Origin of the sequence: Bradyrhizobium sp. CB3481 (assembly GCF_029714305.1) — a bacterium.
GTDB lineage: Bacteria > Pseudomonadota > Alphaproteobacteria > Rhizobiales > Xanthobacteraceae > Bradyrhizobium.
Genome location: NZ_CP121647.1, coordinates 7,550,920 through 7,576,820, shown reverse-complemented (window position 1 = coordinate 7,576,820; position 25,901 = coordinate 7,550,920). Strand labels below are relative to the sequence as shown.

At 62.7% G+C, this 25,901-nt stretch carries 20 protein-coding genes; 11 read left to right on the top strand and 9 right to left on the bottom strand.

Features of this window, described 5'->3' with window-relative positions; genetic code table 11:
- Positions 1-18: 18 nt before the first annotated feature.
- Positions 19-306, top strand: coding sequence for a DUF1330 domain-containing protein (locus QA643_RS36570; protein WP_283030530.1), 288 nt, complete (start codon positions 19-21; stop codon positions 304-306).
- Between the two features lie 205 nt (positions 307-511).
- On the opposite strand, the gene QA643_RS36565 is transcribed toward QA643_RS36570, so the two are convergent.
- Complete coding sequence (locus tag QA643_RS36565) at positions 512-733, bottom strand: hypothetical protein (protein WP_283030529.1); 222 nt, start codon at positions 731-733, stop codon at positions 512-514.
- A gap of 261 nt (positions 734-994) precedes the next feature.
- On the opposite strand from QA643_RS36565, the gene QA643_RS36560 reads away from it, so the two are divergent.
- Together QA643_RS36560 and QA643_RS36555 are read left to right on the top strand one after the other, a co-directional pair.
- Positions 995-1,729, top strand: a complete 735-nt coding sequence (locus QA643_RS36560; protein WP_283030528.1) for a sulfite exporter TauE/SafE family protein — start codon at positions 995-997, stop codon at positions 1,727-1,729.
- Between the two features lie 64 nt (positions 1,730-1,793).
- Positions 1,794-3,050, top strand: a complete 1,257-nt coding sequence (locus tag QA643_RS36555) for an aminopeptidase (RefSeq protein WP_283030527.1) — start codon at positions 1,794-1,796, stop codon at positions 3,048-3,050.
- A 21-nt stretch (positions 3,051-3,071) separates the two neighbouring features.
- Here the strand turns inward: QA643_RS36555 and QA643_RS36550 are convergent, their stop codons facing one another.
- On the bottom strand, positions 3,072-4,124 hold the full coding sequence (locus QA643_RS36550) for an amidohydrolase family protein (protein WP_283030526.1): 1,053 nt from the start codon (positions 4,122-4,124) through the stop codon (positions 3,072-3,074).
- Positions 4,125-4,276: 152 nt separating this feature from the next.
- The gene (locus QA643_RS36545; protein WP_283030525.1) at positions 4,277-5,092 is read right to left on the bottom strand and encodes an MBL fold metallo-hydrolase; all 816 of its coding nucleotides are present in this window, start codon (positions 5,090-5,092) and stop codon (positions 4,277-4,279) included.
- Between the two features lie 214 nt (positions 5,093-5,306).
- Here QA643_RS36545 and QA643_RS36540 point away from each other — a divergent pair, with 214 nt between their 5' ends.
- Entirely contained in the window at positions 5,307-6,191 is an 885-nt protein-coding gene (locus QA643_RS36540; RefSeq protein ID WP_283035050.1) for an alpha/beta hydrolase, read from the top strand.
- Between the two features lie 31 nt (positions 6,192-6,222).
- On the opposite strand, the gene QA643_RS36535 is transcribed toward QA643_RS36540, so the two are convergent.
- The gene (locus tag QA643_RS36535) at positions 6,223-7,746 is read right to left on the bottom strand and encodes a permease (RefSeq protein ID WP_283030524.1); all 1,524 of its coding nucleotides are present in this window, start codon (positions 7,744-7,746) and stop codon (positions 6,223-6,225) included.
- Entirely contained in the window at positions 7,743-8,495 is a 753-nt protein-coding gene (locus QA643_RS36530; RefSeq protein ID WP_283030523.1) for an ABC transporter ATP-binding protein, read from the bottom strand. Before QA643_RS36530 ends, QA643_RS36535 begins: the two co-directional genes overlap by 4 nt.
- A 285-nt stretch (positions 8,496-8,780) precedes the next feature.
- Here QA643_RS36530 and QA643_RS36525 point away from each other — a divergent pair, with 285 nt between their 5' ends.
- The 6 genes from QA643_RS36525 (at position 8,781) to QA643_RS36500 (ending at position 15,664) form a co-directional block, all read left to right on the top strand.
- Positions 8,781-9,656, top strand: a complete 876-nt coding sequence (locus tag QA643_RS36525) for a branched-chain amino acid ABC transporter permease (protein ID WP_283030522.1) — start codon at positions 8,781-8,783, stop codon at positions 9,654-9,656.
- The gene (locus QA643_RS36520; protein ID WP_283030521.1) at positions 9,656-10,807 is read left to right on the top strand and encodes a branched-chain amino acid ABC transporter permease; all 1,152 of its coding nucleotides are present in this window, start codon (positions 9,656-9,658) and stop codon (positions 10,805-10,807) included. Before QA643_RS36525 ends, QA643_RS36520 begins: the two co-directional genes overlap by 1 nt.
- On the top strand, positions 10,804-11,562 hold the full coding sequence (locus tag QA643_RS36515) for an ABC transporter ATP-binding protein (protein ID WP_283030520.1): 759 nt from the start codon (positions 10,804-10,806) through the stop codon (positions 11,560-11,562). Before QA643_RS36520 ends, QA643_RS36515 begins: the two co-directional genes overlap by 4 nt.
- A gap of 10 nt (positions 11,563-11,572) precedes the next feature.
- Positions 11,573-12,352 (top strand): ABC transporter ATP-binding protein, encoded by a 780-nt coding sequence (locus QA643_RS36510; RefSeq protein WP_283030519.1) that lies wholly within the window; start codon positions 11,573-11,575, stop codon positions 12,350-12,352.
- A gap of 183 nt (positions 12,353-12,535) precedes the next feature.
- Positions 12,536-14,374, top strand: coding sequence for an AMP-dependent synthetase/ligase (locus tag QA643_RS36505; protein ID WP_283030518.1), 1,839 nt, complete (start codon positions 12,536-12,538; stop codon positions 14,372-14,374).
- 90 nt (positions 14,375-14,464) lie between these two features.
- Positions 14,465-15,664 (top strand): ABC transporter substrate-binding protein, encoded by a 1,200-nt coding sequence (locus QA643_RS36500; RefSeq protein ID WP_283030517.1) that lies wholly within the window; start codon positions 14,465-14,467, stop codon positions 15,662-15,664.
- A gap of 240 nt (positions 15,665-15,904) precedes the next feature.
- Here QA643_RS36500 and QA643_RS36495 read toward each other — a convergent pair whose 3' ends face one another.
- The 4 genes from QA643_RS36495 to QA643_RS36480 form a co-directional block, all read right to left on the bottom strand.
- Entirely contained in the window at positions 15,905-16,825 is a 921-nt protein-coding gene (locus tag QA643_RS36495; protein ID WP_283030516.1) for a transporter substrate-binding domain-containing protein, read from the bottom strand.
- Positions 16,822-17,106 carry a cytochrome c gene (locus tag QA643_RS36490; protein ID WP_283030515.1) on the bottom strand — a complete coding sequence of 95 codons (285 nt, stop codon included), beginning with the start codon at positions 17,104-17,106 and terminating at the stop codon, positions 16,822-16,824. The genes QA643_RS36495 and QA643_RS36490 overlap by 4 nt, the downstream gene beginning before the upstream one ends.
- An 82-nt stretch (positions 17,107-17,188) precedes the next feature.
- Complete coding sequence (locus QA643_RS36485; protein WP_283030514.1) at positions 17,189-18,853, bottom strand: methanol/ethanol family PQQ-dependent dehydrogenase; 1,665 nt, start codon at positions 18,851-18,853, stop codon at positions 17,189-17,191.
- Between the two features lie 268 nt (positions 18,854-19,121).
- Positions 19,122-19,925, bottom strand: a complete 804-nt coding sequence (locus QA643_RS36480) for a transglutaminase-like cysteine peptidase (RefSeq protein ID WP_283030512.1) — start codon at positions 19,923-19,925, stop codon at positions 19,122-19,124.
- A gap of 611 nt (positions 19,926-20,536) precedes the next feature.
- Between QA643_RS36480 and QA643_RS36475 the strand changes: the two genes are divergently transcribed.
- Entirely contained in the window at positions 20,537-25,834 is a 5,298-nt protein-coding gene (locus tag QA643_RS36475) for a VCBS domain-containing protein (protein ID WP_283030511.1), read from the top strand.
- The last annotated feature ends 67 nt before the right edge of the window (positions 25,835-25,901 follow it).

Sequence of the window (25,901 nt, the reverse complement as noted above, 5' to 3'; positions counted from 1 at the left end):
GGAGCACAGGGGATCGCCATGAGCGTCTACATCATCGCGCAATTGAAATTCACCCGCCGCGAACGCTACGATCGCTATCAGTCACGCTTCATGGACGTGTTCAAAAAATTCAGGGGCAAGCTCCTGGTGGCGGACGCGCATCCGGTGGTGCTCGAAGGCGAATGGCCGCGCGACAAGGTGGTGATCATGGAATTTCCCGATGCCGCCGCGGCGGAGGAATTTCAGAGTTCGCCGGAATATCAGGAGATATCCGTCGACCGGAAGGCAGGCGCCGACGCCATCGTGCTCACGGTGCGAGGTCTGTGACGGCCGCGTGATCAGCAGCTTGTAACGGCGGAAGCGGCTGCCTGACGAAGACGTGGCGCGTCCCGCCTCAAGGGCAAATCAAGGGTTCGTCAAGCCGACTCACGTCCATTTGTCTCGCGCAATGAATGCCCTGTGAACTATTTCACAGCGCTTCGTCGCGCGTGCTGACATGTTGCCCGCACGAAACACACACCGACGCGGGGCATCAGCGATGCGTACTCACTCCGTTGAAGGCGAGCCGGGCCAGCGCAGGAAGCGCAAGGGATTCTTTGCGCGCATCCTCGAGGCGCTTCATCGTTCGCGGCGCCGCGAGGCGATCCGCGTGCTTCGCCGTTACCGGCATTTGATGGCCGGGCAGGCGCAGGTGCGTCCCCCGAAGCCCGAGGCGGAATCCCGAGATACTGAAAAGAGCGATCGAAATGCCCACGGAAGTATCGCGCCCGCGCGCGCCGGCCGCAGGACAGGTGAGACCCCCCAGACTCGCTTTGCGTGACGGGGCGCCGCTGAGCGTCACGTCACTCGCCATCATCGGCGCCCTGATACTGATCCTTCATATAGCCGCCAGCGCCGTGCTGGCCGATCCGTTGGCGTATGCGTCACGGCCGGCGCTGGACGATGACGCGATATGCCTCGGCGCTACGAAGCCACCGGCGCCGGCATTGCCATTTGACTAGCTGAGGATGACGACATGCCCGACATGGCGACCCATCTCTTGTTGAGCGTCGCCGTGTTCGCCGGCGCCTTCGTGTCGAGCCTTGCGGGTTTTGCATTTTCCGCCGTCGCGGGCGCGATCCTCCTGCGCATCTTTCAGCCGATGGAGGCGGTGCCGCTGATGATGGCCTGCAGCATCGGCGTGCAAGCTGCCAATTTGTGGGCGCTACGCCGGAACATTCAATGGGAAGGCAGCCTGCTGCTGATCGTCGGCGGCGCGCTAGGCATTCCGATTGCGATCTACCTTCTACAGAACGCGGATACGCATTTCCTCCGCATCGGCTTCGGTATCATCGTGGCGCTGTATGCCGGTTACATGCTGTTCCGGCCAACACTGATGCGTGATGGCGTCGCGGCGAGCCGGCGTTTGACCGCGCTGATCGGATTCGGCGGCGGCCTGGTCGGCGGCTTGACGGCCATGCCCGGCGCTGTTCCGACGATCTGGTGCGACATACGCGGCATGCCGAAGAGCGACCAGCGCGGTCTGGTGCAACCTTTCATCGCCATCATGCAGGTGCTGGCCCTGGCGCTGTTGCTCGGGCGCCAAAGCCTGTCTCCCAAACTCGTGGTCGACCTCGCGATCAGCCTGCCGGCGCTGTTTGCCGGTTCCGTGCTCGGCATTGTTGCATTCCGGAACGTGAACGAGATCGGGTTTCGCCGGATCATTCTTGTGCTATTGCTGTTGTCAGGCGCTTCGCTCGCCCTGGCTTGATTTCCCGTGATCGGTCAAGGGCTGCGAAGCTTCAAAGAATCCAGCAGCATTGGCCGAAAGAATCATGACCGCACATCAGCGCAGCGTTTCCGCCTCGATCGATCCCGTGAAGCTCGACCGCCTCGCCGAAGTCGCGGTCAAGGTCGGCTTGCGGTTGCAGCCCGGACAGGATTTGCTGCTCACCGCGCCCTCCGTCGCGCTGCCGCTGGTGCGGCGGATTGCCGAGCACGCCTACAAGGCCGGCGCGGGGCTGGTGACGCCGTTCCTGTCGGACGAGGAGATCACGCTGGCGCGCTATCGTTATGGTCACAACGAGAGTTTCGATCGGGCCGCCAACTGGCTCTATGAGGGCATGGCGAAGGCATTCTCCGCCAACACCGCGCGCCTTGCCATTGTTGGCGACAATCCGATGCTGCTGTCGGGTGAGGACCCGGCCAAGGTGGCGCGTGCCAGCAAGGCCAATTCGATGGCCTATCAGCCGGCGCTGGAGAAGATCGTCAATTTCGACACCAACTGGAACATCATCGCCTATCCGAGCCCGTCTTGGGCGCGGCAGGTATTCCCGGATGTGCCGGAGGATGTCGCCGTGGCGAAGCTGGCGGATGCGATCTTTGCGGCGTCCCGCGTCGATCAGGACGGCGCCGTCGCTGCATGGGAGAAGCACAACGCCGTGCTGCGCGAGCGGACCGAATGGCTGAACGGCCAGCGTTTCCACGCGCTGAAATATTCCGGATCCGGCACCGATCTGACCATCGGCCTCGCCGACGGCCATGAGTGGGAAGGCGGCGCCTCGACAGCGAAGAACGGCATCACCTGCAACGCCAACATCCCGACCGAAGAAGTCTTCACCACGCCGCATTGCCGGCGCGTCAGCGGCCATGTCGTCTCTTCCAAGCCGCTGTCCTACCAGGGCACGCTGATCGACAACATACAGGTCCGGTTCGAGGAAGGCCGCATCGTCGAGGCAAAGGCCTCCCGCGGTGAGGAGGTGCTGAAGAAGGTGCTCGACACCGATGAGGGCGCGGCGCGCCTCGGCGAAGTGGCGCTGGTGCCGCATTCCTCGCCGATCTCCAAGAGCGGGCTGTTGTTCTTCAACACGCTGTTCGACGAGAACGCCGCCTCGCACATCGCGCTCGGGCAGTGCTATTCAAAATGCTTCGTTGGCGGCGACAAGCTGACGCCGGAGCAGATTGCGGGTCAGGGCGGCAACAAGAGCCTCATTCACATCGACTGGATGATCGGCACGGCCGAGACCGACATCGACGGCGTTCACGCCGACGGAAGCCGCGTGCCGGTATTCCGCAAAGGCGAGTGGGCGTGAGGCCCATTCGCGGAGCTGCGCCTACTCCAGCTTAAGTTTGTAGGTCTCCATCGCCGTCTTCGAGAACAGCGCCGTTTTCTCCGCCTCGCTATACTGCGCCGCGAGCCGCTTGAAGGCGTTGAAGATCACCTGATAGCTGCACTGGCCCTTATCGGGCGGAAAATTGCTTTCGAACATGCATCGGTCGGGCCCGAACGTTTCGATGCAGGTTTCGATATAGGGGCGCCATGCGGCGGCGGCCTCTTCCGATGAGGGCGGCTTGGGTCGCAGGTGAAAGTCATAGCCGAGCAGGCACATCGCGAGGCCGCCGAGCTTGACCACGACGTTTTCGCAGCGGGCGATTTCCTGGATCGAAGCCTTCCACTCCGGAAACACTTGCTCGCGCCGGCCGGCAAAGCGGCCGATGCCGGCCGGGCCGCCGCAATGGTCCAGCACGATCCTGGTATCGGGAAAAGCGCGGGCAAGATCGGTGAGTTCGCCGATCTGCGGATGAAACAGCCAGGCATCAAAACTCAAACCGAGCGGCGCTAGACAGGCGAAACCCTTGCGGAAAGTGCCGTCGAGCAGCAGCCCTTTAGGCCGCGTCGCATACATGCCGGCAACGTTGGGATCGGCGTCCCAGGCCGAGGAGTGGCGAATGCCGCGGAAGCGGCCGTTGCCGGCGGCGATCTCCGCTTCCAGCACGGCCCGTGCGCCTTCGCCGAGCAAGAGGTTGACGTGGCTGACGATGCCGGCGCAGATCGCCGCCGTGCCGTAGCCGCCGCTCGCCGCCATCGCGGCAACGCCATTGGCGAACTCGACCTCGCCCACGGGGCGGAACGCTTCCGGGCCATGCTTGCGGTACATCGAGCGGCAGTCGACATAGACGGTCGCGATGATGTTGTGGCCGGAGGCGATGTCGGAGGCCATCTCCTCGATCATGTAGCGCAGCCCGCCGCGGTCCCAGAGATGGTGGTGCGGATCGATGATCGGACGCGCGGGATCGATGATCTCCTCGGTGTGCTGTGCCAGCCAGTCTTCGCGTGGATTCGCATAAAGTCCGCTGCTGGAGGCGGGGGCAGTGCTGGCAGCCATGAGTTTCGCTCCCATTATTGTTGTTGATTGTTACAGGCTCCTCGTCATTGCGAGGAGCGAAGCGACGAAGCAATCCATCTATCCGTTATGCCGCGATATGGATTGCTTCGCTTCGTTCGCAATGATGGTAGTTACCAATAGCGCCCGTAAATTCACACCCCTTCCAGAATGATCACCGTCGGCGTGCCCGGCAGCGTCTCCCGCGAAATCTTCAAGGTCCGCTCGCTACGCTGGTCGATGGTGAATTGCTGGCCGATCAGGCGCATGAATTCGTCAAGCGGCGTGGCGAAGCGGTGCATCGGCAGCACCACGGAGGAGCGCAGGCGCTTGGTAATCTCGGAGACGCCGTCGAGCGACATCGTATAGGTGCCGTCGATCGGCACCATCACGATGTCGAGCCGGCCGATCGCGGCAAAATGCGTCTCATCCAGCTTGTGGTGTAGATGTCCGAGATGGCCGATGCAGAGGCCGGCGACCTCGAAGATGAAGATCGAGTTGCCGTCCTTGAGCATCGCGCCGGAACCCTCGCCATAATAGCGGCGGATATCGGTCGGCACGTTGCGGATATAGACGTCGCCGACGCGGGTCGAGACCTGCGCGGCCTGCCCGTTCTCGCCCCAGCCGTGCAGGACATGCGGAATCTTCGGATCGGGAAATAAAGTGTAATGCGTCGAGTGCGCCCGGTTCATGGTGACGACGTCGGGCAGCCGCCCGGTCCGGTAGGCGCCGTTGAAGTCGGTCGCGATCCGCACGCCCTCGGGCGTATCGATATAATAGGTGGAGTGCCCGACATAGGTGATCGCGACCTCCTGGGATTTGGCGGCAACGCGCCGGAAGCTCGCCGGGATCGCGCTGGGCGGTGCGTTCGCCATCGCCAGGCACTCGCTGCGCAATGGCTGCTGCTGCGCGACTGCCGCAACAATCAGCGAGCCGAGGAGGGCGATGGCGACAGAAAGAGATCGCAACATGACATGACCCGTCTGCGGCAAAGGCCGCGCCTTGCAGTGTATCGCCGAAATCCGCAGCCGTCATGATCAGAATAGCGCACAGCCATTCGCCGGATTTGCTTCATCTGGAGGCGGGCCTGACCTAGTCTGAAATTCAACCAGGGAGGTCGTTTTGTCCGAAAAAGCCGCAACCGCTTCCACGCCGCGCGTGCCATCGTCCAAACGGCTCGAACCATTGCGTCAAGTCGATGCCGGTGCTCTCAGCATCGCCTGTTACGAAGCGGGTCCCGCGGATGGAACGGCCGTGATGCTGATGCACGGCTTCCCCTACGACGTCCATTCCTATGTCGACGTTGCGCCGCAACTGGCGGCGCAGGGCTGCCGCGTCGTCGTTCCCTATCTGCGCGGCTATGGTCCGACGCGGTTTCGCGATGCGAGGACGCTGCGTTCGGGCGAGCAGGCGGCGGTCGGTGCGGACATGATGGCGCTGATGGATGCGCTCGGCATCAAGCGCGCGGTATTCGCGGGCTATGACTGGGGCGGGCGCGCGGCCTGCGTTGGCGCGGCGCTCTGGCCGGAACGCTGCATCGGGCTCGTCTGCGTCAATTCCTACCTGATCCAGGATATTGCCAACGCCATGGTGCCGATGCGGCCTGAACGCGAGGTGGCGCTGTGGTATCAATATTACTTCCATCTCGAGCGCGGCCGCGCCGGCCTCACCGCCAACCGGCGCGAGATCGCGAGGATATTGTGGAAGCAATGGTCGCCGAGCTGGGCGTTCGACGAGGCCTGTTTCGAACGGACGGCGCGGGCCTACGACAATCCGGACTATGTCGATGTGGTGATCCATAGCTATCGCCATCGCTTCGGTCTTGCCGATGGCGATCCGCAATATGCCGATATCCAGCACAGGCTGGCGGCGCTGCCTGCGATCACGGTGCCGTCGATCACGCTTGACGGCGCTAACGATGGCGTCGCCCTCGCGACCGATGGCGCGGCCAGTGCGGCAAAATTCGCCGGCCGCCGGGTCCACCGCGTCGTGACGGGGGCCGGACACAATCTGCCGCAGGAAGCGCCCGAGGCATTCGCGGCGGCGGTGATGGAGCTGATCCGCGCCTAAGGCCGGCCATGATGAGGAGAAGCGCAGCCCTTCACGCTCGCCGCGGGCTAATCTTCCAAGTCGCGGCCAGAATCCCTGATGTCAGTGCGCCGCTGATGACGGCCGCGACCGGAATCGTAACGGCGAGCGCTGCGGTCGCGGCCCAGCCGATCGAGCAGAAGGCTTCCGCGAAGGTCGCCAGCCGCGACGAGGTCTGGCGACGACGAAACTGGCTGCGCTTGGCCTGCACGCGAAACCAGAGCTGGATCGCGGTGGCGGAGACGGTCGCAACGAGGACGCCGAGCGCGGTGACGATTGCCTGCGCCAGCGAAGCAAATGCAAGCGCTGCGATCAACGGTGCGAAGATCGCCGCGATCGCCATCAGCACCACCTCGATCTTGGCGCGGATCACGCCGGACGGCGCTAGCGGCGCGGTGGCGACGAGGTCGGCGGCGTCCTCACCGGAAATCGTCAGCCAGGCGAGGCCGCCGGCAAGCTGGCCCGCGGCCATCACGATCACGGGTGTGATCAGCACGATTGCCGTCGAGCTCTCGGAAAAGCTTCGCCATAGCATCAGGGCTGGCGGCACCAGATACAATAGTTGCATCAGGCTTTGCGACAAAAGCCAGGGATCGCGCCGCAGCAGCAGGAATTCCTTGGTGCGTAGCGCCTGCTGCCGCGAGCCGTTTCGAAACGCTGTCGCGCGCGGTCCGCGCCTGACGGTCCGGGCGGTTGCGGCGACGCTGACAACGGTCTCGGCAAATCTTGGCGAAAAGGATGCCATCACGACGCCGAGCAGCAAAAGGCTGCAGGCCAATAGCCAGGACAGCACCAGGCCGTCGCCGATCGCGGCGCGTGCCGGCCACCATAGCGGACTCTCGAGATCAGGCGCATGGGCGGAGACCGCATCCGAGGTCAGCACCGCAAAGCGCGACAGCGTGCCGTAGGAAAGAATGGCGGCGACCTGCAACGCGATGACGAAGCCGGCGCCGATCACGGCCGCCACGATCTGCGCAACGAGGCGGGTGCGGCTCGGGCCGATCAGCCTGAACAGCAGCAGGGTAATGGCGATTGCAACGGCCGCGGCCGAAAGGCCAATGGCGACGACGAGGCCAAACGCCAGCAGCCAGCGCGCGCCGCCGCCAATCACGAGCACGTCGACAAAGGGCGTCGAAAACAGCAGCGCCATTCCGGTGACCGAGAGCGCAATCGCCACGATCCGCACCGAGAAGACGTTGGCGAGGTTCGCCGGCGAGGACATGATGAGGTCGAGATCGGCGCGGGCATAAAATACCCGTGTCACCGATTCGATGGCCTGCGACAGCATCAACGCCCAGGCGAGGAAGATCGTCGCCGTGATGACGATCAGCTCGGGCTTGCCGAGCGGAAACTGCAGATCGGCGAAGCGGCCGATCACGGCATAGGCCGGCAGGTGCATGATGGCGGCGAATGCGATCAGCAAGATGATGGCGCGCTTCCTTTTTCCCCGGCTGCCGGTCATCATCGCCAGCCATTCGCGCCAGGCGAGGCGGATTTCGTGGCGGGCAAACCAGGAGAGTGCCGCGGCCGAGCTCATGCGGCGGCCGCGGTGGTATCGATGAGCGCGATGAACATATCTTCGAGGCTGGTGTCGCCGCGGCCGTTCTGCTGGCGCAGCTCGGTCAGCGTGCCCTCGGCCACCAGGCGACCCGCGGCGATGACGCCGATCCGGTCGGCCATCCGCTCGGCGACCTCGAGAATATGCGTCGTCATGATCACGGTGCAGCCGGAGCGGACGCGCTCCTGCAGCAACCCCTTGACGTGGCGCGCCGACAGCGCGTCAAGCCCGGTGAGTGGCTCGTCGAGGATGATCAGCCGGGGATCGTGAACCAGCGCGCCGGCCAGCGCGACCTTCTGGCGCATGCCCTTGGAAAAACCTTCGCAGCGCTCGTGCAGATGCGGCTCCAGCCCGAGCGACAGCAGAAGCTGGTGCGCGGAGGGAGCAGACACCGCAGGATCGATGCCCCACAGGCCGGCGACGAATTCGAGATATTCCAGCGGCGTCAGCTTGTCGTAGATCATCGGCTCGTCGGAGACCCAGGCCATGACCTGCTTGGCGGCGACGGGATCGGCAAGCGCGTCGATCCCCAAGATGAAGACCGAGCCGGCATCGGGCTTGAGCAGGCCGGCAACCATGCGCAAGGTCGTGGTCTTGCCCGCCCCGTTGGGACCGAGCAGGGCATAGAATTCACCGGTGCGGATGGTGAGGTCGAGCGCGTCGACCGCCGGGCGGTCAAAACGCTTCGTTAACCTTCGCACCTCGAGCGCCGATACATGCGGTTTCATGATTTCGGGACGATCCAGTTAGGTCATCGCGGACCATGAACCGAAGAACTTTCGGCACGGTGAATTTTGCACGCCAAATCGCAGCGAACCCCGCAACTTCCCGGGCTGCGGCATTTCTCCGCAATTGTTAACGGCGCGGCACGCAGCGCTTTGTTGACAGGGCTTGAACCTTTCGGCTCAATGCAGCGGGACATGTGCCGCTGCGTCGTGGAATACCACGCAGCGTGTAGACACAAGATGCGAAAGAGGCGATCGACAGAATCGCCGGCATCGGGGAGGGAAATGATGCTGGACTTCGTTCAGCAGCTGGTGAGTGGCATCGCGCTCGGCTGCGTCTATGGCCTGATCGCGCTCGGATTTGTGCTCGTTTACAAGGCAACCGAGGTCGTCAATTTCGCCCAGGGCGATTTGATGATGCTGGGCGGGTTCTTCGCGTTCACGTTCATCGGCATGCTCGGCCTCAATTACTGGATCGGATTCGCCGGCGCGGTCGCGGCGATGGCGGCGTTCGGCATGCTGGCCGAGCGCGTCGTGGTGCGTCCGATCCTCGGCTATCCGCAGTTTTCCATCATCATGGCGACGATCGGGCTTGGGTATTTCCTGCGCTCCGTGGTCGGCATGATCTGGGGCACCGACGATTTCAAGATCGAGACGCCGTTCAGCCAAGGCGTGCTGCGCATCGGTTCGCTGGTGCTGGCCTATGACAAGCTCTCGGTGATCGCCGCTACCATCATCCTTTGCGCGCTGTTGTACCTGTTCTTCAACCGCACCACGCTCGGCACCGCGATGCGTGCCAGCTCCGAGAACATGCTGGCTGCCTACTACATGGGCATTCCGGTCAAGCGCGTGGTGTCGATCGTGTGGGCGATCTCCGCGGCAGTGGCGACCGCCGCCGGTGTGCTCTTGGCGCCGATCACCTTCATTCACTCCAATGTCGGCCTGGTGCTGGGCCTGAAGGCGTTTCCCGCCGCCGTGCTCGGCGGCTTCGGCTCGATTCCCGGCGCGGTGGTCGGCGGCGTCCTGATCGGCGTGATCGAGAGCATGGCCGGCTTCTACCTGCCGCAGGGCTGGAAGGACGTCGCGCCCTACATCGTTCTCCTGGTGGTGCTGCTGCTCAAGCCCGAAGGCCTGTTCGGTGTTCATACGCGGAAGAAGGTCTGATGCGATTTCTTTTCAAAACGGACTATGAAGACGACATCAAGCTGTTTCCGCACAGCGGCTACTATATTTCCTACGGCATCCTGGTTGCGTTTCTGCTGATCGCGCCGTTCGTGCTGTCGAGTTACCTGGTCAGCCAATTGGTATTCGTCTGCATCTACGCGACCGTCGGCGTCGGCCTGATGATCCTCACCGGGTTCACCGGGCAGGCCTCGCTCGGTCATGCCGCGTTTCTGGCGATCGGTGCCTACACGGCGGCCTATCTCCAGCAATACAACGTGCCTTTCCCGGTCTATTTTCTGGCCAGCGGCCTGCTCACCGGCGTGGTCGGTGCGCTGGTCGGCTTTCCGGCGCTGCGGCTGACGGGCATCTATCTCGTCATCGCGACGATCTCCTTTGCCTTCATCGTCGAAGAAATCCTGGCGCGCTGGGAAAACGTGACCAACGGCAACGAGGGCATGCGGGTCAAGACGCTGAGCCTGTTCGGCCAGGCGGTGCCGCAGAACGGGCCGACCTTTTATTATCTCTGTCTTGCCGTCCTGGTCCTCACCATCGTCGGCACGCTCAATCTGTTACGGTCGCCCACGGGGCGCGCCTTCGTCGCGATTCGCGACAGCGAGACGGCGGCGCGCAGCATGGGCGTCAACGTTGCGCTCTACAAGGTGAAGTCGTTTGCGATCAGCGCTGGTATCACTGGCCTTGCCGGCGTGCTGTTCGCGCACAAGCTTTCCTTCATCTCGCCGGAAATGTTCACGCTACAGCTCTCGATCGAGTTCATCATCGTGATCCTGATCGGCGGCACTTTCAGCCTGCATGGCGCGGTGCTCGGTGCGATCTTCCTCGTGATGATCGATCCGTTCCTGACCTACCTCAAGGATGATATGCCCAGCGTCATCGCAGGGCTGGCCGCGACCTTCGGCGCCGACAGCATAACGGCCGGAAAAATTCACGCCAACGCCTCGGCTATCGCCTCCGCCAATGGCCTGAAGGGCGCCATCTACGGGATCATCATCGTGCTGTTCGTGCTGTTCGAGCCGCTCGGTCTTTACGGGCGCTGGCTGAAGATAAAACTCTTCTTCCAGCTATTCCCGCTCTACAAGCGCGCCACCTTCAAGCGTCAGAAGATCTACGTGAAATCGGAGCGGAACCGATGAGCTATTTCCGTGCGGAAAACCTGTCTCTGCATTTCGGCGGCCTGAAAGCGGTCGATAAGGTCAGCTTCGCGGTTGAGAGGGGCGAGATCCTCTCGATCATCGGCCCGAACGGCGCTGGCAAGAGCTCGATCTTCAACCTGATCTCGCGGATCTATCCACCGACCTCGGGCAAGATCTTCTTCGAGGACCAGGACATCACCGAGCAGCCGGCTTACGAGATCGCCGGCCTCGGCATTGCGCGTACCTTCCAGAACATCGAATTGTTCGAGAATGCGACCATGCTGAGCAATCTCCTGGTCGGCCGTCACCGCCACTCCACGACGCAACTCTGGCAGGAGTTGTTGTTCCTGCCGAGCGTACGTGCCGGCGAGAAGGCCCATCGCCGGCGCGTCGAGCAGGTGATCGAATTCCTCGACCTCGAAGCCTATCGCGACAAGCTGATCTCGGGTCTGCCTTACGGCGTCCGCAAGGTGATCGAGCTGGCGCGCGCACTGTGCTCGGAGCCGAAGCTGATCCTGCTGGACGAGCCGTCCTCCGGGCTCAACGTCGAGGAGACCGAGGACATGTCGTTCTGGATCCGCGACATGAAATCCGAGCTCGGCATCACCGTCCTGATGGTCGAGCATGACATGACGCTGGTCAACCGCGTCTCCGACCGCGTGATCGCGCTCAATTACGGCCGCGTGCTCGCGATGGGCTCGCCGTCGGAGGTGCAGCGCCATCCCGACGTCGTCGCCGCCTATCTCGGCGCATGAGGATGATGCCATGAGCGCTTCCGATATCATCCTGAGGCTCAGCAATATCGAGAGCTATTACGGGCCGATCATGGCCATCAGAGGCATCAGCCTCGAGGTGCCGCGCGGCCGCATCGTCACGCTGCTCGGGGCCAATGGCGCCGGCAAGACCACGGTGCTCAAGACCATCTCCGGCATTCTCGACCCCCAGAAGGGCTCGATCGAATTTCTGGGCAAGCCGATCCAGCGCATGGAAGCCGACAAGATCGTGCGGCTGGGCCTCAGCCACGTGCCGGAGGGACGCGAAGTGTTTCCGTTCCTGTCGGTGCGCGAGAACCTGATGATGGGCGCCTATCCGCGCAAGAATCGCGACGGCGTCGCCGAGGATCTCGATCGCGTCTATGGCTATTTCCCGCGGCTGAAGGAGCGCATCAACCAGCCAGCCGGCCAGCTTTCCGGCGGCGAGCAGCAGATGCTGGCGATCGGGCGTGCCCTGATGAACCGGCCGACGCTGTTGCTCTTGGACGAGCCGTCGCTCGGGCTGTCGCCGATCCTGGTGAAGGAGATCTTTACTATCATCAAGCGGGTGAACGAGGAGCAGGGCATGTCCATCCTCCTCGTCGAGCAGAACGCCAAGGTGGCGCTGGAGACGGCGCATTACGGCTATGTGCTGGAGATCGGCCGTGTGGTGATGAACGACACCTGCGAGCGGCTGATGAATTCAAAGGATATCCAGGAATTCTATCTCGGCGCCAAGGAAGAGGGCGCCCGCGGCGAGCGGCGCTGGAAAAAGAAGAAGACCTGGCGCTAGGGCATGATGCGGGAAGGTGCACGCCGGCCGTCCGGCAAGATCATGCTTAAGACTAAAGATGCCGCAGGTAAGGCCTTGGCGTTACGAGCGAATTCGAGCTAAGTTCTAACCCTGCTTTTGACCCAAGACCGGCTCCCAAGACCGGTGGCAGATAGCAGGCGACAAGAGGGAGGAAGAGCGCGCATGGCGAAAGCTGCAGTGCTGACGGTCGCCGATACGATCGCGAGAAGTTTTCTCAAATCCGTGGAGACCCGCGGCGACCGCCCGGCCATCCGCGAAAAGAAGTTCGGCATCTGGCAGGCGACCAGCTGGCGCGAATGGCTGCAGATATCCAAGGACATCGCTTACGGCCTGCATGCGAGCGGCTTTCGGCCGGGCGACGTCGCCTCGATCATCGCCAACGCCGTGCCCGAATGGGTCCATGCCGACATGGGCATCCTCTGCGCCGGCGGCGTTTCCTCCGGCATCTATCCGACGGACTCCTCCTCGCAGGTCGAATACCTGATCAACGATTCCTCGACCAAGGTGATCTTCGCCGAGGACGAAGAGCAGCTCGACAAGATCCTGACCTGCCGTTCGCGTTGTCCGACACTGCAGAAGATCGTCGTGTTCGATATGGAAGGCCTCAGCGCGTTCAGCGATCCCATGGTGCTGTCGCTCGCTGAGTTCACCGCGCTCGGGCGCAACCATGCGCAGGGCAGGGAAGCGCTCTGGGACGAGATGATCGGAAGCCGCCGTGCGGAGGATCTCGCCATCCTCGTCTATACTTCCGGCACCACGGGCCCACCGAAAGGCGCGATGCATTCCAACCGCAGTGTGACGCACCAGATGCGCCACGCCAACGATCTGTTTCCGTCGACCGATTCCGAGGAGCGGCTGGTGTTCCTGCCGCTCTGCCATGTCGCCGAACGGATCGGCGGCTATTACGTCTCGCTGGCGCTGGGATCGGTGATGAACTTTGCCGAAAGCCCGGAAACCGTGCCGGACAATCTGCGCGAGGTGCAGCCGACGGCGTTCCTCGCGGTGCCCCGGATCTGGGAAAAATTCTATTCCGGAATCACCATCGCGTTGAAGGATGCGACCACGTTCCAGAACTGGATGTATCGCAATGCGCTCGCTATCGGCAACCGGATGACCGAGTACAAGCTGCAGGGCGACACGCCGCCGCTGTCGCTGCGGCTCGCCAACCGCGCTGCCTATTGGCTGGTGTTCCGCAATATCCGCCGCATGCTCGGGCTCGACCGCTGCCGGCTGGCATTCACCGGAGCCGCGCCGATCGCGCCGGATCTGATCCGCTGGTATCTCGCGCTCGGTCTCGACATGCGCGAGGTCTACGGCCAGACCGAGAATTGCGGCGTTGCCACCGTGATGCCGCCCGATCGCATCAAGCTCGGTTCGGTCGGCAAGGCGGCGCCCTGGGGGGAAGTTGCGATCTCGCCGCAGGGCGAAATCCTGATCCGCGGCGATTTCCTGTTCATGGGCTACTTGAACCAGCCGGAGAAGACCGCCGAGACCATCGACGCCAAAGGATGGCTGCACACCGGCGACGTCGGCTCGATCGACAATGAAGGTTTTGTCCGGATCACCGATCGGATGAAGGACATCATCATCACCTCGGGCGGCAAGAACATCACGCCGTCGGAGATCGAGAACCAGCTCAAATTCTCGCCCTACGTCTCCGATGCCGTGGTGATCGGCGACAAGCGGCCGTATCTGACCTGCCTCGTGATGATCGACCAGGAGAATGTCGAGAAATTCGCCCAGGACCACGACATTCCCTTCACCAACTACGCCAGCCTGTGCCGCGCGCAGGAAATCCAGGATCTGATCCAGCGCGAGATCGAGGCGGTCAACGCCAACTTCGCGCGCGTAGAGACCATCAAGAAGTTCTACCTGATCGAACGCCAGCTCACGCCGGAGGACGAGGAGCTGACGCCAACCATGAAGCTGAAGCGCAGTTTTGTGAACAAGCGCTATGCGACCGAAATCGAGGCCATGTATCGTGAGAAGGCGGTGGCGTAGCGATCTTTAGAACCAAACTATTTGAAAACGGCGAAGGATCGAGAAGGCCCCACCCTTCGCGCAACACGGGCCAAGGAAGAGGAGACTGCAATGTCGAAATCGTTCAAGGTGCTGGGCCTTGCGGTGAGCGCCCTTGCGCTGACGCAATTACCGGCCACCGCCCAGACCAAGGTTACCGATCAAGGCATCTCGGCGAGCGAGATCGTCATCGGCACCCATCAGGACTTGTCTGGCCCGATCAAGTTCTGGGGCGTGCCGGTATCGAACGGCATGAAGATGGCCGTAGAGGAGATCAACTCCGCCGGCGGCATCCAGGGGCGCAAGATCAAGCTGGTCATTGAAGACAGCGGCTACGATCCGAAGCGCGCCGTGCTGGCGTCGCAGAAGATGGTCGAGCGCGACAAGGTGTTCGCCATGGTCGGTCCGATGGGCTCGCCCACCGTGCTCGCGGCGCAGGACATCCTGTTCGATGCCGGCGTGCTGCAGCTGTTCCCGCTGACCGCCGCCGAATTCACCTTCAAGTTCGATCCAGCCAAGCCGCAGGAACGGCTCAAGTTCAACAATTTGCTGCCTTACGTTGAAAGCACGCGCGCCGCCGTCAAGTACATGATGGAAACGAAAAACTTCAAGAAGCCTTGCATCATGTACCAGGACGACGAGTACGGAAAGAACGTGCTCGACGGCTTCAACCAGCAGCTCGAGGTGATGAAGGTTCAGCCGGCCTCGGTCACCAGCTACAAGCGCGGCGCTTCCGACTTCAGCGCGCAGGTCGCCAAGATGAAGTCCGACGGCTGCGATATGGTACTGCTCGGCGCGGTCATCCGCGAGCCGATCGGGGCGATGGGGGAAGCCAAGAAGCTCGGATGGGACGTGACCTTCCTCGGTGCCACGCCTGTGAACGTGCTTGAAGTGCCGGCTCTCGGCAAGGAAGCGGTCGAAGGGCTCTATGCGGCCTCGGGCTTCGAAATCCCCTACGAGGACACCGCCAAGGGCAAGGTCAAGGATTGGCTCGCCAACTACAAGAAGATGTTCGGTTCGGACGCCAACACGCAGGCAATCATCGGCTACAATGCGATCCAGACCTTTGCCTTTTATGCCAACAAGGCGGGCAAGGATCTGACCGGGCAGAAGATGCTGGACGCGCTGGAATCAGGCGAGCAATTCCTCGACATCTTCAACTCGCCGCCGACCAAGTTCTCCAAGACCAACCATCTCGCCAACACCATCACCCAGGTCCAGCAGGTCAAGAACGGCCGCTGGGTGCTGGTCAAGGAAGGCCTGATGTTCTGATAAGGCGTTCACTCGGATGACAGCGAGCTGGACAAGGGCTGCGCGAGACGATCGCGCAGCCCTTTTTGTTTGGCTTGAGCGGTTAGTTCGGACAGCAAACGTCGTCATTGCGAGGAGCGAAGCGACGAAGCAATCCATCTATCCCCGTGCGGAGAGGTGGATTGCTTCGCGGAGCCTGTCATCGGGCGCGCATTCGCGCGACCCGTTGGCTCGCAATGACGAAACCGCCGCAGCCCGGCTCTATTGTTGCAGCACCTGCTGCAACTGGTCGCCGAGGATCGCGGGCTCCACCGGCGGCAGATAGGTGAGGCCGGCTGCCTTGGCGAGGTCGGCGATGGTTCCCGCCGTCTGCAACTCGGAGAGCGCTTTGTTGACCAGGACGATGAGCGCGGGATCGCTGGCGAGGCCGACATAGCCCCGGTTGACGCCGATCGGATAATAGTAGCCGGACGCCGTGAGCTTGCTGTCCGGATGGGCGGCGCGGTGGGCGTCGAAGCGGCGCAGGTCGAGCAATGTGGCATCGAAGTCGCCGCGATTGAGCGCACCGAGCAGATCGTCCCGCCCCGGAACCAGATGGGTGATGTCGTCGATCAGCCGTCCCTTGTCGAACGTCATTAGGATCGCATCGGCCAGCGTGCCGCTTTCGATCACGATACGAAGCCCGGCGAGATCACGGATGCCGAAGATCTTGCGGCCCTGCGCCTTCTCGCCGAGCACCACGGTGAGCGGTGAATAGACATAGGGCTGGCTTGGGGCCAGCACGCCGACCGGCACGCGGCGGCGGCGGTCGTCGCGGGTCGCGCCTTCGAAATCCGGCAACCTTGCCGTCTTGACGCCGGGCACCACCAGCGCGTCCTTGGTCAGCGCATAACTGCCGACCAGTGAACAGCGGCCATCGGACAGCAAGGCGTTGGCTTCGAGCGCCGGGCTCGAGGTTTCGTCGAGCTTGCTTTCAAACCATTGGATCTTGAGCGGCCGCCCCAAGCGTGCCGCAACCGCCTCTGCAAGTACGACGTCGAACCCGCTGTCGGGCTTGCCGCTCTGATGCAGCGAAAGCGGCGGTACGTTCTCGTCGAGACAAATCTTGAGTGGATCTTCAGCCGCGTGCACCGTTGTTGCCGTCGCCAGCAGTGCGGCGGCAAAGGCCAGCCGGCGCTTCATGGCTTCCTCCGGCTCGACACGAAAGCCCAGATCTCCGTGATCTCCTGATCGCTCAAAATGTCCTTCCACGGCGGCATGTTGTTCTTGCCGTGCTTCACCGTGTTGACGAACCGCGCGTTGTCATCAGGAAATGCGCGCAAGTCTGGCGCGACCGTTCCCGCTGTCACCATATTCGGGCCATGGCAGTGCGAGCACTTCTGCGCATAGGTGGTTCGGCCGGGAGCAATCAGCGCCTGATCGCTGACAGCCGCCTGTTGCTGTGCGGTGGCCGGCATCGTCATCCACGCGATTATAGCCATCGCAGCGGCGGCAATAGATGCCGCCGTCAACCTGGGTACCCTGTCGATCATCCGCGTTCCGCGATCAGTTCTTTACCGCGAACACCCACAGCGACCCGCCGGTCGGCACGTTGGCAAGCCGCTCATCGCCGGAGAAGATCGAGTAGACGCCGCCGTAACCGCTGGTGACGGCGACATACTGGACGCCGTCCTGCTGCCAGGTCACCGGCTGTCCTTCGATGCCGGAGCCGGTCTGGAAGCTCCACAGCTTCTTGCCGTCGTTGGCGTCGAAGGCGTCGAACTCGCCGGTCAACTGGCCGGAGAACACGATCCCGCCGGCCGTCGACAATACGCCCGAGAATCGCGGTATGTCGCTTCCGACTTCCCACTTGGCCTTGCCGGTCATGGGATCGATGGCCTTGAGATAGCCGCGCGGACCGTTGGGCCACGCCCAGGGATCCGTCAGGTCCATGCCGAGATACCATTCGCCCTGCTTGAAGACGGCCGGCTCGGACTTGTAATTGCCGCCGATGTTGAGCGTGTTGGCGTAGGCGAGGCCGGTCTGCGGGTTGTACGACATCGGCTCCCAGTTCTTGCCGCCGAGGATCGACGGCTGAACCAGGACTTTCTTGCCGTCGCGGGCGTCCTTGGAGACATCGGTCTCGATCGGACGGCCCGTCTTCATGTCGATGCCGCTGGCCCAGTTGACGGTGACGTAGGGATTGGCCGCGAGCAGTTTGCCGTTGGTCCGGTCAAGTACGTAGAAGAAGCCGTTGCGATTGGCGTCCATCAGGACCTTGGTGGGCTTGCCTTCGATGGTCATGTCGGCAAGCACCATCTCGGCGACGGCGTCGTAGTCGAACGGATTGTTCGGCGAGAACTGATAGTGCCATTTGATCTTGCCGGTTTTCGGCTCCAGCGCCAGCACCGCGCAGGTGTACAGATTGTCGCCGGGGCGGACCGCCGCGTTGAACGGCCCGGGATTGCCGACGCCCCAATACACCGTGTTCAGCTCCGGATCATAGGAGCCGGTGATCCAGGTCGATCCGCCGCCGAGCTTCCACGTGTCACCCTTCCAGGTGTCGCCGCCGGGCTCGTCGGGGCTCGGTACTGTGTGGGTCCGCCACAGGCGCTTGCCGGTTTCCGGATCATAGCCATCGATGAATCCGCGCGTACCGAACTCGGCGCCGGAAATGCCTGTTATGACCACGCCGTCGGCGACCAGCGGCGCCACGGTCATCGAATAGCCTTCCTTGAAGTCGGCCGCTTTCTGCCGCCACAGCTCCTTGCCGGTCTTCATGTCGAGCGCGATGACATGGGCATCGAGCGTGGTGCGAAAAAGCTTGCCGTTGTGAATCGCACCGCCGCGATTGATGATGCCGCAACACACGATGCGCGGCGTCTCTGCTGGATACTCGACCTTGGTTTTCCAGATCTGCTTGCCGGTCTTGGCGTCGACCGCCATCGTCGCGTTGTGGCTGGTGATGTAGATGATGCCTTGGTATACCAATGGCTGTGACTGCGCGCTTCGATCGTCGGCGAAGCTGTAGTTCCACACCGGCACCAGGTTCTTGACGTTATCCTTGTTGATCTGCGTCAGCGTGCTGAACCGCTGCAGATTGTAGCCCATACCGTAATTGAGAACGTTGCTTGTATCGGCCGCTCCCTTGACCAACTGCTCGGTCGTCTGAGCGCTTGCACCGAGTGGCGCAAGAAATACAAGGCTTGCGGCAAACGCAATGCTCTTCATGCTGTCCCTCCCAATGAACTTTAAGCGCGCCTATTTTCTGGCACTGTGCAGCAACAATCTTCCTGAAACGGGAAAGCGTCAATACGAAAGTCGAAGATGACGCGTGAGCTGCGCACGAAGCGATGCACCAAACTACGTCGGGTGATGTTTCGAAGATGCAATCGGCTTACGGCTGCACCGCACCATTGATTGCGCGGCGAGGAATATCCGGCAAGGAAAGCAGATTGTTGCCGATTGTCACCGCGCAACATTTGCGCGCGGTCAGTCGTCAGTCGGTGTATTCGGCTGGCTGGTTCGCGAAGGCGGCCAGTGAGCTCGTGACGAGCGAAGCCGCGGGCTTCCGGTTCGAGGCATCGGCGAGCAGGGAGGAATCGGTATATCGCATCACGCCCCGTTCACTGATCACGAATGTCGGACGGAAGTTCCTGACGTCGGCATCGGCAACCATTGCCATGCGGCGGTTGTCGAGTATCAGCCAGCGTCCATCGAGCCGCGCAGCGGCGACCGCGTGGTCCTCGCCACGAATGGTGTCGTGCAAGACCACAATTCTGAGATCGTCGGACGTGAGCCCGGCGCGTCGCAACGCGACGAACTTTGCGATCGCGTAATCCTCGCAGTCGCCGCCGCCGCGTTCGAGCGTTGCGAGCGGCGATGTCCAGACGTCGATCTGGCCGTGTTGCGCGATGTCATTGACCGGCCGGATCGCAAGATTGATGGTGCGGTTGATTTCGCCGAGACGGGCGCGGCCGTCGCGCTGGCGGGCGGCGCCGACAATGTCGAGGAATTTGATTGCGGCCTGTGAGACGCAGCCGTCACGGTCGCCTTCGCAGAGCTCGAGCTGCACCATCTCGTCGTCGAGCCGGCGCTGCACACCGAGCCATTTGTCGAGCAGTCCGCCGCTGGTGAGGGAGATGGTGGCGAGGGCGAACGGCTCCGCCGATGGCTGGACCTCGACCGCCGCCGTCGCCGGCGTATCCGCTGTCTCAGCCCGCAGCCCCGCGGGTGCGAACCAGGCCAGGCCGCACGCGACGATGCCCGCACGCCATGCGCGTGCGTAGACCGACAACCCCATCTGACGCCCCTTGTCCGGGCATCGGCGGGCGTGGAGGGCCTGCGCGTGACCGGATCATTTGCAGGCGACAGGATGGGCGGATGGGCTTTTGATCTGCTTAAGGCGAGGGGCGGCCGGCGGCCGAGTTGCGAAATAGCCTGAAGGAGATCTTACCGGTTGCGGCCGACATCACCGGTGCGCACCCGGCTCCGGCGGCTGGTGGATTAACCTAATCGGGCGGGCCGGTCGGAGGGGCTTACAACCCCAGAACGGCCATCGGTCTCGCGGTGCATCTGGCGATTCCAGTAGCTGGACTTTGGCGCCAAGGCAGCCTTGGATCCCCTAAGAGAGAGCCGGATTCGGTGCGGTGCGGCGAAGATAAGTTATTCTGACTATTGGCCTTTGTCCCTGGGCGCGGGCGCTGCCTAATTTTTCGGTTCGGCGTGTGAAATTTGGCCTTGCCATTGCCATACTCCCGCCCGACAGTTCCCCGGTCCTTTTCGGACCTGTTGCAGGCACACCTCATATAGAGGGTGTTCGCGGCGTGCGTACTTTTGTGTTGGTTACCTGCGTGGTATGAAAATCCCGCAGGGAAATTTTATAATTCTTAACCATTTAGATGCGGTGCCCCATTGAACTACGCCGGCAAATTCGGATCGGGCGGACTTGATCCCCTCGCCGGCGCGGACATTGACCTTGGGCCGCTGTCACAGCACGGCCATCTTTCGTCTTCCAGCAAGCTTCACGTCGACAAGATTTCGACACAGGCGCCTTCCGACGCCATAATTATTTCTGATGCTCATCTGCTCTTCCATGGCGACTTCAAGCGGTCCGGCGTTGACCTCGTCCTGAGCAGCGGCGACCACGAGGTGGTGCTGCGCGACTACTTCAAGGGCGAGAAGCGCGCGGCGCTGGCCTCGCCCGATGGCGCCCATCTCACCGGCGACATCGTCAGCGCGCTGAGCGGGCACATGCAGTTTGCGCAAGCCGACGGCAGCGGCAGCGTGGCGCCGGCCATCATCGGGCATGTCACCAAGCTGACCGGGAACGCGACCGCGATCCGCAACGGCGTGTCTGTCATCCTGAACCAGGGCGACACCGTTCACAAAGGCGATGTCGTCCAATCCGGCTCGGATTCGACGCTAGGCATCACCTTCATCGACGGCACCGTGTTCGGCCTCGCCTCGAACGCCAGGATGGTGCTCAACGAAATGGTCTACGACCCCAACGGGTCGGACAACAAGTCGCTGCTAAGCCTGGTGCAGGGCACGATCTCCTTTGTCGCCGGCGCCACCGCCAAGAAAGGCGATATGAAGATCGACACGCCGGTCGCGACCATGGGCATCCGTGGCACCGCGGTGTTGGTTGAGATCGATTTCGAAGTGCCCGGCCAGGGCATCGCGCCGCCCGCGAAATTCCAGGTGCTGATCGAGCCCGATGGCACCACCGGCTCCTACATCCTGTACGACAAGACGACGCTGACGCAGATCGCGACGGTCAACCGGGCCGGTACGCAGACGATTATCAACGGCCAGGGCGGGGTCAGCTTCCAGTCCTCGGTGCAGTTGTCGCCCGATGCGCAGAAGATCATCAGCGACGTTTTCTCGCTGAAGTTCACCGACCTGAACAACCCGAACACCAAGCTCACGACCAATTTTACCGATACGATCCAACCGGAAACGCTGTTCCTCAAGCTGGCAAGCAACAGTGTCGTTCCGGTCACGCTGCAATTCCTCAACATTCCGGAACGAGTGGCCGCCGGGCAGGATGCTGCCCCGGTCGAAAAACTCGTGCACATTCCCGGCCCACCGCAGGCGGTTGCGTTTGGCGGCGCGGTTACCGAGCGGGCCGGTGTCACCGCCAACCCGGCCGTCGACACAGTGTCCGGCACGGTCACCTATCTCGACGTCAATGCTGGCGACACGCCGAGTGTCAGCACGCAATTTTCGTCCTACACCTACAAGAATGCGCAGGGTGTCGAGGTCACGGCGACACTGACGGCGCAGCAAAAGGCGGCGATCACGGCGGTCGAAGTCCCGCTGGTTGTGGCACAGGACCCCAACGGCAAGAACATCGGCACCGCGACCTGGACTTATAACGTCTCCGACGGCGCGTTCGACTTCCTCGCTGCCGGCGAGACGCTGACGCTGACCTACATGGCGCGGGTCGACAACAACTACGCGCCGAGTAACGAGACGACGTTCGTGCCGTTCACGATCGTCGTCACCGGCACCAACGACAAGCCGACGCTCTCCGCGACCGCCGGCGAAATCACCGAGCGGATCGGCACCGGCAATACGGCGGTCGATACCGTGACGGGCACCGTCACCTTCGCCGACGTCGACCTGACCGACCGACCGGTCGTCAGCGCGGCGATCTCCACGAGCGATCCGTTCCGCTACTACGACGCCGAGGGCAACGACATCACCGCGACGCTGACGGCGGAGCAACTCGCGGCAGTCCTCGCCGTCGAGGTGCCGCTCAGCGTGGTGCAGACGGCCGGCAACACCAATAACGGCACGGCGACCTGGAGCTACAGCATCGAGGACAGCAAGTTCGATTTCATCGCCGAAGGCGAGACGCTGGTCCTCAATTACATCGCCAAGGTCGACGATGGCCATGGCGGCGTCGTCTCCATCCCGATCACGGTCACGATCCAGGGCGCCGACGTCGTCGTCGTCGGCACCAACGACGTGCCAACTATCGACACAACCAGCGACGCCTTTGCCGAGCTTTCCAACCCCATCCAGCCGAACCCGACCGGCTCCAACGCGCTCCATGTCGCGGCCGGCACTATCACCTTCACCGATGTCGATCTGACGGACCGCCCGGTGGCGAGCGCCGCCTTCACCTCGTTCAGCTACCTCGACGCATCCAGCGTCAACATCACTTCGCAGCTCACGGCCAAACAGCTCGCGGCGATATCAGCCGTCGAGGAGCCGCTGACGGTGGTACAGGCCACCGGCAATACCAACAATGGATCGGCGAGCTGGAGCTACAGCGCGGCTGACGGCGTCTTCGATTTTCTCGCCGACGGCGAAATATTGACGCTGACCTACACCGCAACCGTCGATGACGGGCATGGCGGCGTCGTGACCAAGCCGATTACCATCACCGTTACCGGCAGCAACGATACCGTTGAAATCACCAGCGATCCGCAAGTCGCGACCATTTCGGAAAAGCCGGACACCCACGGCTCGGCGGCATCAGATACGGCGAGCGGGGCGATCACCTTCATCGATCCCGATCTGTCGGATACGCATGTGGCCCGGATCACCGGCATTCACGCCTCCGGCGTCAAGACCGGCCTCGCCAACGGCACGGTTCCGCTCGGCTGGCTGTCGCTGGGGACGCTGAGCGATGCCACCGACGGCGTGCAGGGCTCGCAAAACTGGTCGTTCTCGGCGCCGGACAGCTATTTCGACTACCTCGCCAGCGGCGAGACGGTCACGCTGACCTATACGGTCGAGGTCGACGACAACCATGGCGGCGTCACCTCGCAGGAAGTCGCCGTTACCATCCAGGGCCGCAACGACGCGCCCGAGATCGCCGCCATCGCGCAGCAGAACCTCACCGAGCAGACCGGTACTGCGGCGCTGACCAAGACGATTCCGGTCACCTTCACCGATCTCGACCTGTCCGATGTCGGCCACACCGCAAGCATCACCGGTGCGGCGGCGTCCGGCGTCACCGCCGGCCTTGCACTCGATGCGGCCGCGCTGATTGCGCTGGTGACGCCCGGCACGGTGACTAAGAATGCCGGCTCTACGGCGGGCTCGGTCAACCTGTCATTCTCCGCCGCCTCGACCGCGTTCGATTATCTCGCCAAGGGTGAGGTGCTGACGCTGACCTATACGGTTTCGGTCAACGATGGCGATGGCGGCATAACGCCGAAAACATTCGTCGTCACCGTTACCGGCACCAACGACGCCCCCGTGATTGCCGGCATTGCGCAGCAGAATCTCACCGAACAGACCGACACGTCAGCACTGACCACAACAATCCCGGTCACCTTCACCGACGTCGACCTGACGGATGTCGGCCACACCGTCAACATCACCGGTGTGGTGGCGTCCGGCAAAACCACAGGTCTTGCGCTAGACGATGCCGCGCTGATCGCGCTGGTGACATCGGGTGGGGTGACCAAGAATTCCGGTTCGTCTGCCGGCTCGGTCAACCTGTCGTTCGCGGCGGCTTCGACCGCGTTCGACTATCTGGGGCAAGGCGAAGTCCTGAAGCTGACCTATACGGTCTCGATCAATGATGGCGACGGCGGCACGACCTCGAAGGCTTTCGTCATCACCATCACCGGCACCAATGACGATCCTGTCGTTGCGACGGCGGACGTGACGGGCGCGGTGACGGAACAGGTCGCGCCCGCGGGCAATTTGACGGACGCCGGCGCCATTGCGCTGGCGGATGTCGACCTGACCGACACCCACGCCATCAGCCCGACCATCACGGCTTCGGCCGGTGCGCTGGGTGCGTTGAGTGCAACGGTGAGTCCAGACACCGTCAACGGCGCCGGCGGCATCATCAACTGGAGCTACAGCGTTCCAGATGCGGCCGTCGAGTATCTTGCGAAGGGCGAGACAAAGGTCGAGCATTTCACGATCACGCTCGATGATGGCCACGGCGGCACGGTCAGCCGCACGTTAGATGTCACCATTACCGGCACCAACGACGCGCCGGTACTGACCGCTTTGCAGCCATCGCTGGCACCGATCACCGAAGATGCGCCGGCCAGCACCGGTCAGACCATTGCCTCTTTCCTTGGGGCCAGCATTACCGACGTCGATCATGGCGCGGTGCAGGGCATCGCGATTACCAGCACGACCGGCGGACATGGTCACTGGGAATATTCCACCGACGGCACCACATTCGTCGCTTTCCCGTCAGTGTCGACGACAGCGGCGCTGCTGTTGGCGTCTACTGACTTGATCAGGTATGTGCCCGACGGCGGGAACGGTGAAGCGGCTACGATCACCTACCTGGCCTGGGATCAAACGACGGGAACCAGCGGTACGACGGCGGACGTATCGCTCGCGGGCGGCTCCACGGCGTTTTCCGTGGTGTCGGATACGGCAACGGTGATCGTAACGCCGGTCAACGATGCGCCGGTGGTCGAACCGGGCGTGTCCACCAAGGTGGCGCAGCTCGCGAACGATAATGGTGTAGCCGTCTTCGACGGCCACTTCTTCTTCGGCAGCGACAAGCTTACGGTTAACGATCCCGACGGCGCCCTGCATGGAATTGCCATTACCGGGGTCGATAATGGTGGGGCGGGAGGAAGCTGGGAATATCAGCTTCCCGGTGGGGAGTGGTTCACGATCGATCTGGCCTATGGTGACGTCCTGCTGCTATCCGCCGACGCCAAGGTACGCTTCAACGGCTCCGGCAGCGGCGACACCGAGCATCTGACGTTCCTGGCCTGGGATGGCACCGATGGCTCGGCCTCCGGCTTGATCATTGCCATGCCGCAGCTGACCGGCGGGACGACGGCGTTCAGTAGCGGATCCTACAGCGTGGGTGCCAAGAACGACGCGCCAGTCAGCAACACCAGTCAGTTCGCCCTCGCCGAAGACCCGATCGACGGCAAGGCCGTGATCTTCTCGACCGCGCAGGACGATATCCTCAAAGGCGGCGCAGGCGCCGACCACTTCGTGTTCGCGGCCGACATGGGTCACGACAAGATCATCGATTTCGCGCCTGGCGAGGACAAGATCGACCTTCTGGCCAATCTGCCGTTCAACCCCGATGATGCGGCGTCCTTCGACGCTTGGGTCAACAGCAGCGCTGTCGCGCAGGTCGGGGGCAACACCCTGATTCAGTTCGACGGAAACAACAGCATCCTGCTGCAGCACGTTGCCAAGACGAACCTGCACATGAGCGACTTCCTTCTGCATCCCGGCGGCAGCGGCAGCATCTGATCCGGCGGCCCGGGAGCGGGCTTTTCGCGCAAATCCAGCATGCCTGAGCCGTCGATGCGTGGTATCC

What these genes read in the sequence shown, in the direction of transcription:
- QA643_RS36570 (WP_283030530.1), top strand. Translation starts at nt 19, where the DNA reads ATGAGCGTCTACATCATCGCGCAATTGAAATTCACCCGCCGCGAACGC.
- QA643_RS36560 (WP_283030528.1), top strand. Translation starts at nt 995, where the DNA reads ATGCCCGACATGGCGACCCATCTCTTGTTGAGCGTCGCCGTGTTCGCC.
- QA643_RS36555 (WP_283030527.1), top strand. Translation starts at nt 1,794, where the DNA reads ATGACCGCACATCAGCGCAGCGTTTCCGCCTCGATCGATCCCGTGAAG.
- QA643_RS36550 (WP_283030526.1), bottom strand. Translation starts at nt 4,124, where the DNA reads ATGGCTGCCAGCACTGCCCCCGCCTCCAGCAGCGGACTTTATGCGAAT.
- QA643_RS36545 (WP_283030525.1), bottom strand. Translation starts at nt 5,092, where the DNA reads ATGTTGCGATCTCTTTCTGTCGCCATCGCCCTCCTCGGCTCGCTGATT.
- QA643_RS36535 (WP_283030524.1), bottom strand. Translation starts at nt 7,746, where the DNA reads ATGAGCTCGGCCGCGGCACTCTCCTGGTTTGCCCGCCACGAAATCCGC.
- QA643_RS36530 (WP_283030523.1), bottom strand. Translation starts at nt 8,495, where the DNA reads ATGAAACCGCATGTATCGGCGCTCGAGGTGCGAAGGTTAACGAAGCGT.
- QA643_RS36525 (WP_283030522.1), top strand. Translation starts at nt 8,781, where the DNA reads ATGCTGGACTTCGTTCAGCAGCTGGTGAGTGGCATCGCGCTCGGCTGC.
- QA643_RS36520 (WP_283030521.1), top strand. Translation starts at nt 9,656, where the DNA reads ATGCGATTTCTTTTCAAAACGGACTATGAAGACGACATCAAGCTGTTT.
- QA643_RS36515 (WP_283030520.1), top strand. Translation starts at nt 10,804, where the DNA reads ATGAGCTATTTCCGTGCGGAAAACCTGTCTCTGCATTTCGGCGGCCTG.
- QA643_RS36510 (WP_283030519.1), top strand. Translation starts at nt 11,573, where the DNA reads ATGAGCGCTTCCGATATCATCCTGAGGCTCAGCAATATCGAGAGCTAT.
- QA643_RS36505 (WP_283030518.1), top strand. Translation starts at nt 12,536, where the DNA reads ATGGCGAAAGCTGCAGTGCTGACGGTCGCCGATACGATCGCGAGAAGT.
- QA643_RS36500 (WP_283030517.1), top strand. Translation starts at nt 14,465, where the DNA reads ATGTCGAAATCGTTCAAGGTGCTGGGCCTTGCGGTGAGCGCCCTTGCG.
- QA643_RS36495 (WP_283030516.1), bottom strand. Translation starts at nt 16,825, where the DNA reads ATGAAGCGCCGGCTGGCCTTTGCCGCCGCACTGCTGGCGACGGCAACA.
- QA643_RS36490 (WP_283030515.1), bottom strand. Translation starts at nt 17,106, where the DNA reads ATGACGATGCCGGCCACCGCACAGCAACAGGCGGCTGTCAGCGATCAG.
- QA643_RS36485 (WP_283030514.1), bottom strand. Translation starts at nt 18,853, where the DNA reads ATGAAGAGCATTGCGTTTGCCGCAAGCCTTGTATTTCTTGCGCCACTC.
- QA643_RS36480 (WP_283030512.1), bottom strand. Translation starts at nt 19,925, where the DNA reads ATGGGGTTGTCGGTCTACGCACGCGCATGGCGTGCGGGCATCGTCGCG.